The 9,387-nt window shown below is 61.9% G+C and carries 6 protein-coding genes; 1 reads left to right on the top strand and 5 read right to left on the bottom strand.

Annotation, left to right across the window (positions count from 1 at the left end; all coding sequences use genetic code 11):
- Nucleotides 1-973, bottom strand: a 973-nt coding sequence (locus tag ABI213_RS05475; protein ID WP_348026349.1) for an AMP-binding protein, incomplete at its 3' end; no start/stop codon positions are given.
- A 141-nt stretch (nucleotides 974-1,114) separates the two neighbouring features.
- On the opposite strand from ABI213_RS05475, the gene ABI213_RS05470 reads away from it, so the two are divergent.
- Complete coding sequence (locus ABI213_RS05470; protein ID WP_348006755.1) at nucleotides 1,115-1,723, top strand: YqhA family protein; 609 nt, start codon at nucleotides 1,115-1,117, stop codon at nucleotides 1,721-1,723.
- Between the two features lie 19 nt (nucleotides 1,724-1,742).
- On the opposite strand, the gene ABI213_RS05465 is transcribed toward ABI213_RS05470, so the two are convergent.
- From ABI213_RS05465 to ABI213_RS05450, 4 genes are all read right to left on the bottom strand, one after another.
- Complete coding sequence (locus tag ABI213_RS05465; protein ID WP_348026347.1) at nucleotides 1,743-4,964, bottom strand: EAL domain-containing protein; 3,222 nt, start codon at nucleotides 4,962-4,964, stop codon at nucleotides 1,743-1,745.
- Between the two features lie 111 nt (nucleotides 4,965-5,075).
- On the bottom strand, nucleotides 5,076-6,035 hold the full coding sequence (locus tag ABI213_RS05460; protein WP_348006753.1) for an alpha-E domain-containing protein: 960 nt from the start codon (nucleotides 6,033-6,035) through the stop codon (nucleotides 5,076-5,078).
- Nucleotides 6,036-6,059: 24 nt separating this feature from the next.
- Nucleotides 6,060-7,577 carry a circularly permuted type 2 ATP-grasp protein gene (locus tag ABI213_RS05455; protein WP_348006752.1) on the bottom strand — a complete coding sequence of 506 codons (1,518 nt, stop codon included), beginning with the start codon at nucleotides 7,575-7,577 and terminating at the stop codon, nucleotides 6,060-6,062.
- A 167-nt stretch (nucleotides 7,578-7,744) separates the two neighbouring features.
- A partial coding sequence (locus ABI213_RS05450) for a DNA internalization-related competence protein ComEC/Rec2 (protein ID WP_348026345.1) occupies nucleotides 7,745-9,387 on the bottom strand: 1,643 nt, incomplete at its 5' end.

Genomic DNA, 9,387 nt, shown 5'->3' with positions numbered 1-9,387 from the left:
AGGCCACATAGGTGTGGCCGGTGATCCAGCCGATGTCGGCCGTGCACCAGAACACATCGTCAGGCTTCAGATCGAAGGTCCAGTCCATCGTCAGCTTGGCCCACAGCAAATAGCCGCCGGTGCTGTGCTGCACACCCTTGGGTTTGCCGGTGGAGCCGGAGGTGTAGAGGATGAACAGCGGGTGCTCGGCCCCCACGGGCACGGGCGGGCAGTCGCTGCTCTGGCCTGCAGTGGCCTGGGCGAAGGTCTGGTCGCGCCCGGCCACCATGGCGCAGGCGGTGGCGGTGCGCTCGTACACAAACACGTTCTTGATCGACTCGCAGCCGCCCATGGCGATGCCCTCATCCACGATGGCTTTCAGCGGCAGTTCTTTGCCGCCGCGCATCTGGTAGTTGGCGGTAATGACGGCCACGGCACCGGCATCGATGATGCGTTCGTTCAAGGCCTTGGACGAAAAGCCACCAAACACCACGCTGTGGGTGGCACCGATGCGGGCGCAGGCCTGCATGGCGATCACGCCTTCCAGCGTCATGGGCATGTAGACCAACACGCGGTCACCCTTTTGGATGCCCGCAGCCTTGAGTGCGTTGGCAAACTGGCTGACCTGGGTGAGTAACTCTTTGTAAGTGGTCTTTTTGACCGTACCGTCGTCGGCTTCGAAGATCACCGCCGTTTTGTTTTCGGTCGGCGTGCCCATGTGTTTATCCAGGCAATTCGCCGAGGCATTGAGTTCGCCGTCGGCAAACCACTGGTAGAACGGTGCATTGGACTCGTCCAGGGTCTGGGTGAAAGGCTTGTTCCACAGCACGTTTTCGCGCGCCAGACGGCTCCAGAAGCCTTCAAAGTCTGCGGCCGCCTCGGCGCACAAGGCGTTGTAGCCATCCATGCCACTGATGCGCGCCGATTTTTGCATCGCCTCGCTGGGGGGGAACACGCGGTTTTCAATCAACACGGACTCAATGGCAGAACTCATGGGTTTGTCTCCTCGATGGATGGATTAGATGTCGCTGGCGGTAATGTCGGGGCTGGCTCTTACGTATTGCTGACTTGGAAAAACGGTACAAACCCTGATCCTACAATCCTCGCTTGCAGTTAACACGCCCAAACCCCCAAAATGTCTGAATCCAGCCCGCCAAAATCCAAGCCTCTCAGCCCCCTGCCCCGTTTCATTTTTGCCAGCCGTTGGCTGCAATTGCCGCTGTACCTGGGTCTGATCGCGGCCCAAGCGGTGTATGTGGTGCACTTTTTGGTGGAGCTGCTGCACTTGGTGGAAGCCGCTTTTGGCAGCCAAACCGCGCTGGAGGCCCTGATCAACAGCGTGGGCTACAAAGACACCGTGGTGCCTAGCGCGCTGAATGAAACCATCATCATGCTGGTGGTGTTGGCGCTGATCGATGTGGTGATGATTTCCAACCTGCTGATCATGGTGATTGTGGGTGGCTACGAGACCTTTGTGAGCCGCATGGACCTGGATGGCCACCCCGACCAGCCCGAGTGGCTGAGCCATGTGAACGCGTCAGTACTGAAGGTGAAGCTGGCGATGGCCATTATTGGCATCTCGTCCATCCACCTGCTGCGAACCTTCATCAACGCGGCCAACTACGACACCAAGGTGTTGGTGGCGCAAACCGGCATCCACGTGGTGTTCTTGCTCAGCGCGCTGGCGATTGCCTATACCGACAAGCTGCTCACCGCCACCTACAACGCGGGGCGGCACGATTAACTAGGCCTTTTTAAGCCATTCACACCGGGTGGAGGCGCCGCCGCTCGGGCCGCAACTTGCGGTCTTGCAGCCATGGCGCAAAGGCCTCGGCGGGCATCGGGCGGGCAAAGTAATAGCCTTGCAGCTCGTCACAGGCCAGAGCCTTGAGTTGGCCCGCCACTTCGGCCAACTCCACCCCTTCGGCCACCACCTTCAGGCCCAGGGTGTGGCCCAACGCAATGATGGCTCGAATGATGGCCAGGTCGGTGGGATCGGTCAGCATGTCGCGCACAAACGACTGGTCGATTTTCAGCTTGTCGATGGCAAAGCGCTTGAGGTAGGCCAGGCTGGAATAACCCGTGCCAAAGTCGTCAATCGACAGATGCACGCCCAGGGCTTTCAACGCCGCCAGTTGTTCCACCGCCAGGCTGGTGTTGTCCATCAGCACCGATTCGGTAATCTCCAGCTCTAGTGCGGCCGGCGCAATGCCGTGGTCTTGCAGGCATTGCTGGATCTGCGCCACCAATTCGGCATCGGTCAACTGCAAGGCCGATAAGTTCACCGAGACCGTCAAGGTGGTGAATCCCTTCGCATGCCACTGCGCCAGCTGCCCGCAGGCCTGCTGCAACACCCAGGCACCGATGGGGCGGATCAAGCCGGTTTCCTCGGCCACCGGGATGAAGCGTGCCGGTGACACCGAACCCAGCGCGGGGTTGTCCCAGCGCAGCAGGGCTTCAACACCGACCACATCCAGGCTCTCGGCATTGACCTTGGGCTGGTAGTGCAGGCTGAACTCGCCGCGCTCCAGGGCGTGGCGCAGCTGCTGCTCCAGCGACTGCCGCTGCTGGGCCAGTTGCTCGATTTCGGGCTCGTAAAACCGCGCTATATCGCGCCCGGCATTTTTGGCGGCATACATGGCGGCATCGGCACGGCGCATCAGCAGGGGCAGATCCAGACCATCGTCCGGGTACAGCGCGATACCCACGCTGCACGACACCTGCAGGTCGTGGCCATCGACATGGTGGGTCTGGCGGATCAGCGGAATCAGGCGGTGCTCCACCGTCTGCTGCACCTCTTCAGGCCCGGCCACGCCGCGCAAAATCACCACGTATTCGTCGCCACCCAGACGGCTTACGGTGTCGTCGCCACGCACGGCCTGGCTCAATCGACTCGCCACCGAGCGCAACACGCCGTCTCCGATGTGGTGGCCCAGCGTGTCGTTGATGTTTTTGAAACGGTCCAGGTCGATGAACAGCACGGCCACGCGCTCGCCGCTGCGCTGCGCTGCCTCGATCGCGGCCTCCAGCCGGATCACGCACAGCGCCCGGTTGGGCAGCTCGGTCAGCACATCGTGCTGGGCCAAAAACTGCACCCGGGCCTCGGTGCGCTTGCGGTCGGTGATATCGACCGAGATGCCAATGTATTGCGACACCGCGCCAAAGCGCGAGCCATCACGCACCGCCGAAATCATCAGCCATGCTGGGTAGGTTTCGCCTGAGCGTTTGCGGAAATGGACTTCACCCTGCCAGGCATCGCGGTCTTGCGACAAGCCGTTCAGGCTTTGCTCCACTGTCGCCGCTTCTTCCAGCAGTACGCTCAGCGGCTCGCCAATCACTTCGTAAAAGTCGTACGAGGTACTGCGACAAAACGCCCGGTTGACGCTCAGAATCTTCTGCTGCCCGTCCATGATGATGATGCTTTCAGACGACGCCTCAAACACTTTGGCCCACAGCTCCAGGCGGCGCTCCATCACCTTGAGCACATTGATCGGGGTAAAAGCCGTCAATACCGCGTCCCGCCCCTGGAACTGCAGCCTGCGGGCCGACAGCACCGCCCACGAGGGTTCGGCCCCACCCAGCCAGCGCACCTCGAATTCATCGACCTTGCCCTGGTCCGACAGTTGCTGGAAAAACCGTGCGCGTACACCGGGTTCCAGCCCGGCACGCCAGGGGTCGCGGGTCTGCCCGGCCAGCCACGGCAGTGCCGGCGCGTTGGCGTGCAGCACTTCGTGGTCGGGCACCGAGGTGACCAGCAACGCAATTGGAATCGCCTCCACCAAGGCCTGCTGGGCCTGGGCGGCACGGTTGCGGGCGGCGACCTCTTGTTCGGCCAGGCGCTGTTGGTCCAGCTGAGCCAGCATGCCGTTAAAGGCGGCGACCAACTGGCCAATTTCGTCCCGGCTGTGCCATACCGCCCGGCGCGAGTGGTCGCCCGTCTGGCGCACCGCATCGGCCACCGAAGCCAGATTTTTCAAAGGCCGGGCGATCTGCCGGGCTACGGCATAAACCAGGCTCAAAATGCAGCTGAGCAGCAAAAAGGCCGTGCCCAGGTGCAGCCACATGCGGTTAAACAGGGCGTCCACCCGCTCGTGCAACAGCCGGTCCAGATCGGTCGCGGTGCGGGCCCAGGCCTCGGTCAGCGCCATCAGCGAGTCGCCGTAATGCTGTTGCAGCAGTTCCAGGTTGTGCGGATTGGCATCGCCATCGGCCAGCAGTTGCACTGCCGCCAAAAACTCACCCAACCGGGCCTCCAGGACATTGCGGCTGGCCTGCAGCGCGGTGCGCTGCGCCGGAGTGCCTGCGGCAAAAGCTTGGTTGTAGTCCGAGCGGATGCCCAGGGCCACAGCATCTAGCCGTCCGGCCAAAATCAGCAGTTCGGTGCGCCGGTCTTGCACACCCGACGGAATCGCCACCGCCGACGGGGCCTTGGGCAGGATGCGGATGGTGTCGTTCAGCACCTCCAGCAGCTCGGGAAAACGCAGCACCACCAGCGACATGGCGTAGTAGCTGTCCAGGTCGGGGTCCAAAATCAGGTTGGACTGGTTGCCCACGGTAGTCAGCAGCTCACGGGCCTGGCGCAGCATGGGTCGCAAGGCGGTTTGGTGCTCGACCGGGCGGGTTTCGGCGATGAGTTTTTGCCAGCTGTCCACAAAGGCCTTGCTGGCCTGGGCCGTCTTCAAAGCCTCGTCATGGCTTACCCGCAAGACATCCAGACGCAACAGGGCTACCGAAGGCGGCAATGCACCAGCTTGGGGCGGTAAAAATGGCTGCATGAGCACGTCGCGCACCGCCACGCTGTAGGCCGTGCCGACGATCTCTTTGCGGGTGAAATCTATCGACTGGAATTTCTCGTGGATCAGAATGCTCGACACGTAGATCACGGCGGTCAGGTCGAGCAGATAAATTAGCGTGAGTTTGCGCCCCACGCTCAGGCGACCCAGCCAACGGGTGAAGATTTGGGTAGGCTTAAAACTTACCGGCACGAGGCAGAAGCACGCGGTTTCCCTGGCATGGAGAGACTCCGCCCCACATGCCGCTGGGGGCGTGCAGGGGGTGTTGGTAGCTTATGGATACGGAAACCGCCCGCTGGCATCTCAGGTAGTCACCGGCACCAAGAACTCGCGGCTAACATGCGCACCCAGTTCGTTCACACGGTCCAGGAACTGCGTCAGGAAAGCGTGCAAACCTGTCGCCAGGATTTCGTCGATGCGGGCAAACTGCAGGTCGGCGCGCAGCTTGCCGGCGCGGCGCAGGGTTTCGCTGTTGGGATTGGTAGACACCAACAACAAATTGCTCAGCACCTCGTTGAGGCTGCCGTGCAAAGAGCGCGGCATGTCGGCACGCAGTATCAGCAGTTCGGCCACGCGCTCGGGTTTGATCACGTCTCGGTATACCTTGCGGTACACCTCGAAGCCCGACACGCTGCGCAGAATCGCGCTCCAGTGGTAGAAATCATACTCTTGGTCCTTCTCGCTGGCGGCACCAAAAAAGTCGCTTTGCACGGCGTGGAACTTCACGTCCACCAGGCGCGCGGTGTTGTCAGCCCGCTCCAAAAAGGTACCCAGGCGCGTGAAGTGAAAAGCCTCGTCTTGCAGCATGGTACCCAGCGTCACGCCGCGCGACAGGTGCGAGCGGAACTTGACCCACTCGAAGAACTGCGCAGGGTCGGCCTCGAAATCACCCGCCTTGAGCATGCGGTTGACCTCCAGCCAGGTGGTGTTGAGCGTTTCCCAGACTTCGGTGGTCAGCGTGCCCCGCACGGCACGGGCATTCTCACGGGCAGCGCGCAGGCAGGAGATGATGGACGACGGGTTTTCCTCGTCCTTGACCATGAACTCCATCACCGCTTTGGAGCTGATGTCACCATGCTTGGCCATGTAGGGCTGCAGCAGTTCGCTGATGGACAGCAGACCTTGTAAGCCCACCTGGGCCACAGCGGCCGACTGGGGCAAAAGCGCGGTTTGGTAGTTGATGTCGAGCATACGGGCCGTGTTCTCGGCGCGTTCTGTGTAGCGGGACATCCAGAAAAGATGGTCGGCGGTGCGTGACAGCATATTGTTGTTCCTGTGGTCTGTTGTCTACGATTGGGTCTGGATTTGCGTTTCTGCCGGAATCACCGGAACCGTCGCAGGCACTGCGTCGTCTTCCAGAATCCAGGTGTCTTTGGTCCCGCCGCCTTGGCTGCTGTTGACCACCAACGAGCCATCTTTCAGGGCCACGCGGGTCAGGCCACCGGGCACCATTTGCACAGTTTTGGCCGACAGTACATAGGGGCGCAAGTCGATGTGGCGCGGTGCAATGCCGCTCTCCACAAAAGTGGGGCAGCTCGACAGGCTGAGCGTGGGCTGGGCGATGTAGCCGCTGGGGTTGGCGAGCAGTGCCGCACGGAATTCCTCAATCTCGGCCTTGGTGGAGGCCGGGCCGACCAGCATGCCGTAGCCGCCCGCGCCGTGCACTTCCTTGACCACCAGGTCTTTGAGGTTGGCCAGGGTGTACTTCAGGTCTTCCGGGTTGCGGCACATGAAGGTGGGTACGTTGTTCAGAATCGGCTTTTCGCCGAGGTAGAACTCGATCATCTTGGGCACGTAGGGGTAGATCGACTTGTCGTCGGCCACGCCGGTACCCACACCGTTGCAGATCGACACGTTACCCGCCCGGTAGGCCGACATCAGGCCATCGCAGCCCAGCGTGGACGTGGGGCGAAACACCTGCGGGTCGAGGTAGTCGTCGTCCACGCGGCGGTAGATCACATCCACGCGTTTGGGTCCGCGGGTGGTCCGCATGTAGCAAAACTTGTCTTTGACGAAAAGATCCTGCCCTTCGACCAACTCGACACCCATTTGCTGCGCCAAAAACGCATGCTCGAAATAGGCGCTGTTGTACATGCCGGGGGTCAGCACCACCACGGTAGGGTCAGACGTAGCCGCGGGAGCCGATGCGCGCAGGGTTTCCAGCAGCAAGTCGGGGTAGTGCGCTACGGGGGCCACGCGGTGGCGATTGAACAGATCGGGGAAGAGGCGCATCATCATCTTGCGGTCTTCCAGCATGTAGCTCACGCCGCTGGGCACCCGCAAGTTGTCTTCCAACACGTAGTACTCGCCGTTGCCCTGGGCATCGGGGGCGCGGACGATGTCCACACCAGAGATATGCGAGTAAATTTGGTTGGGCAGGTCCACGCCGATCATCTCGGGGCGAAACTGGGCGTTGTTCATGATCTGGTCGGTGGGGATGATGCCCGCCTTCAGAATTTCCTGGTCGTGGTAGACGTCATGCAAAAAGCGATTCAGGGCGGTGACGCGTTGCACCAGGCCTTTTTCCATGCTGCCCCACTCTTGCGCGGGGATGATGCGGGGGATCAGGTCGAAAGGAATCAGGCGCTCGGTGCCCGAGCCATCTTCGTCTTTGGCACCGTACACAGCAAAGGTGATACCCACGCGGCGGAAGATCATTTCGGCTTCTTCGCGGCGCTTGGCCATCATGTCGCCGGGCTGCTTGGCTAGCCAGGCATCGTAGATCTTGTAGTGGTCCCGGATCTGCTTGCCCTCAGAGAAAAACTCGTACGGCAGCCCTGTATACATCTCGTCAAATTTTTGCATAAATAAGTCCATCTCCTGATAACAAAGCATAGCAAGTAGCGCGCCAGGTTGGTGCAAAAACAAGCGGTCCGTGTGAAGTGCGGGCTTATCGTGGCCTCTGTGGCACATCCACGGCATCCATCGTAGCGCTGTTTTAAGGGCGACATTACAGCGGCACCACGGGCGCACTACGGTGGATGGTGTTGCCAGTAGCGGGGATCGTCCTGGCGGTCGCAATGCATCTCGATGGGCGCTGTAGATTGCCAGCTGGCAGCCCCGCAGTGGCTGCTGTCCACCACCTGGATACCGCGCTCTTCGTAGCGCTGCAAAACCGACGGCGCAGGGTGGCCAAAGCGGTTGCGGTAACCGGCTTGCACCAGCGCAAAACGGGGCCGCACTGCGTCTAGAAACGCCGGGCTGCTGGAGGTCTTGCTGCCGTGGTGCGGGACCAGCAAAACGTCGGCTTTCAGCGCAACGTTTTTGGCAACCAAACTAGCCTCTTGCGGCTGCTCGATATCGGCTACGAGCAATGCGGTGTGCATGCCGTTGGAGATGCGCAACACGCAGCTCAACGCGTTGGGCTTTTGCGCCACGGCGTAGTCGGTGGCCAGGGGATGCAACACGTCAAAACGCACACCATCCCAGGTCCAACCCTGGCCCGCCGCACAGCGTTGCACGGAGCGCACGGCCTGCAATGGGTTGCCCGTCTCGATAGAACTGAGCAAGGTGGCCCGCGGTTGGGTCGCCAACAACGAAGCGGCACCGCCGCTGTGGTCGCTGTCGCGGTGGCTAACCACCACCGTGTCCACCGTTTCACCCAGGGCCCGCAGCAACGGCACCAGCACCCGCTGGCCCGCATCGCTGTCCAACCCAAAGCGCGGGCCGGTGTCATACACCAGCGTGTGCTTGGCGGTGCGCACCAGCACGGCGTTGCCCCGCCCGATGTCGGCGGCCAGTAGCTCGAAATGGCCGGTGGGCGGACGCGGGCTTTGCCACAGTAGCACCGGCAGCAGCAGCGGCACGCCCATCACCCGCCAAACCCAAGGCAGGCGCAGCACCAGCAATAAACCACCCAATATGCCTATAACGCCCATCCAGATTGCAGGAGCAGCTACCGAAACAGTAGCATATGGCACCTCCACCAGCGCCTGGAGCAGCCAGCCCAGTGCATCGATGGCCAGCGCCGCCGCCTGCCATAGTGGCGGCAGCAGCACGCCCAGCATGCACAGCGGTGTCACCACCAGCGTCACCCACGGAATTGCCAACAGATTGGCCAGCAGCCCCACCACCGATACCTGCTGGAACAGCAGCAATGTCAGCGGGGTCAGGGCCAGGGTAATGGTCCACTGCTCGCGCAACATAGAGCCAAATCGGCCTCTAGCGCTGGCATCACCTGCGCTGGCGGCTCCTAAATCCGTAGCAAACAGCACCGACACCGCTACAAAGCTCAACCAGAACCCGGCCTGGAGCAAGGCATATGGGTCAACGGCCAACACCACCGCGCAGGCCAGCAGGCACACCGAGGGCCAGGGCCATTGCCGCCCGCTCACCCGCAGCAAACCCATGGTCGCCAGCATCCAGATGGTGCGCTGCGACGGCACGCCCCAGCCACTGAACACCGCGTAGCCCGCTGCCAGCAACACACCCCCGACCAGCGCCACCTGCGGCACCGGCCAGGCTTCGCCCGCGCGCCCGCCCAGTGCATCGCTGCGCCGCCAAAGCCAGCCCACGGCGGCGGCGGCCAGCCAGGCAAACATGGTCACGTGCAGCCCTGAAATACTCATCAAATGCGCCACGCCCGTGGCACGGAACAGGTCCCAATCGGCACGCT

This window comes from Rhodoferax sp. (assembly GCF_039922535.1).
GTDB lineage: Bacteria > Pseudomonadota > Gammaproteobacteria > Burkholderiales > Burkholderiaceae_C > Rhodoferax_B.
This window is presented reverse-complemented; position numbering and strand designations above follow the sequence as displayed.

What these genes read in the sequence shown, in the direction of transcription:
- ABI213_RS05470 (WP_348006755.1), top strand. Translation starts at nt 1,115, where the DNA reads ATGTCTGAATCCAGCCCGCCAAAATCCAAGCCTCTCAGCCCCCTGCCC.
- ABI213_RS05460 (WP_348006753.1), bottom strand. Translation starts at nt 6,035, where the DNA reads ATGCTGTCACGCACCGCCGACCATCTTTTCTGGATGTCCCGCTACACA.
- ABI213_RS05455 (WP_348006752.1), bottom strand. Translation starts at nt 7,577, where the DNA reads ATGCAAAAATTTGACGAGATGTATACAGGGCTGCCGTACGAGTTTTTC.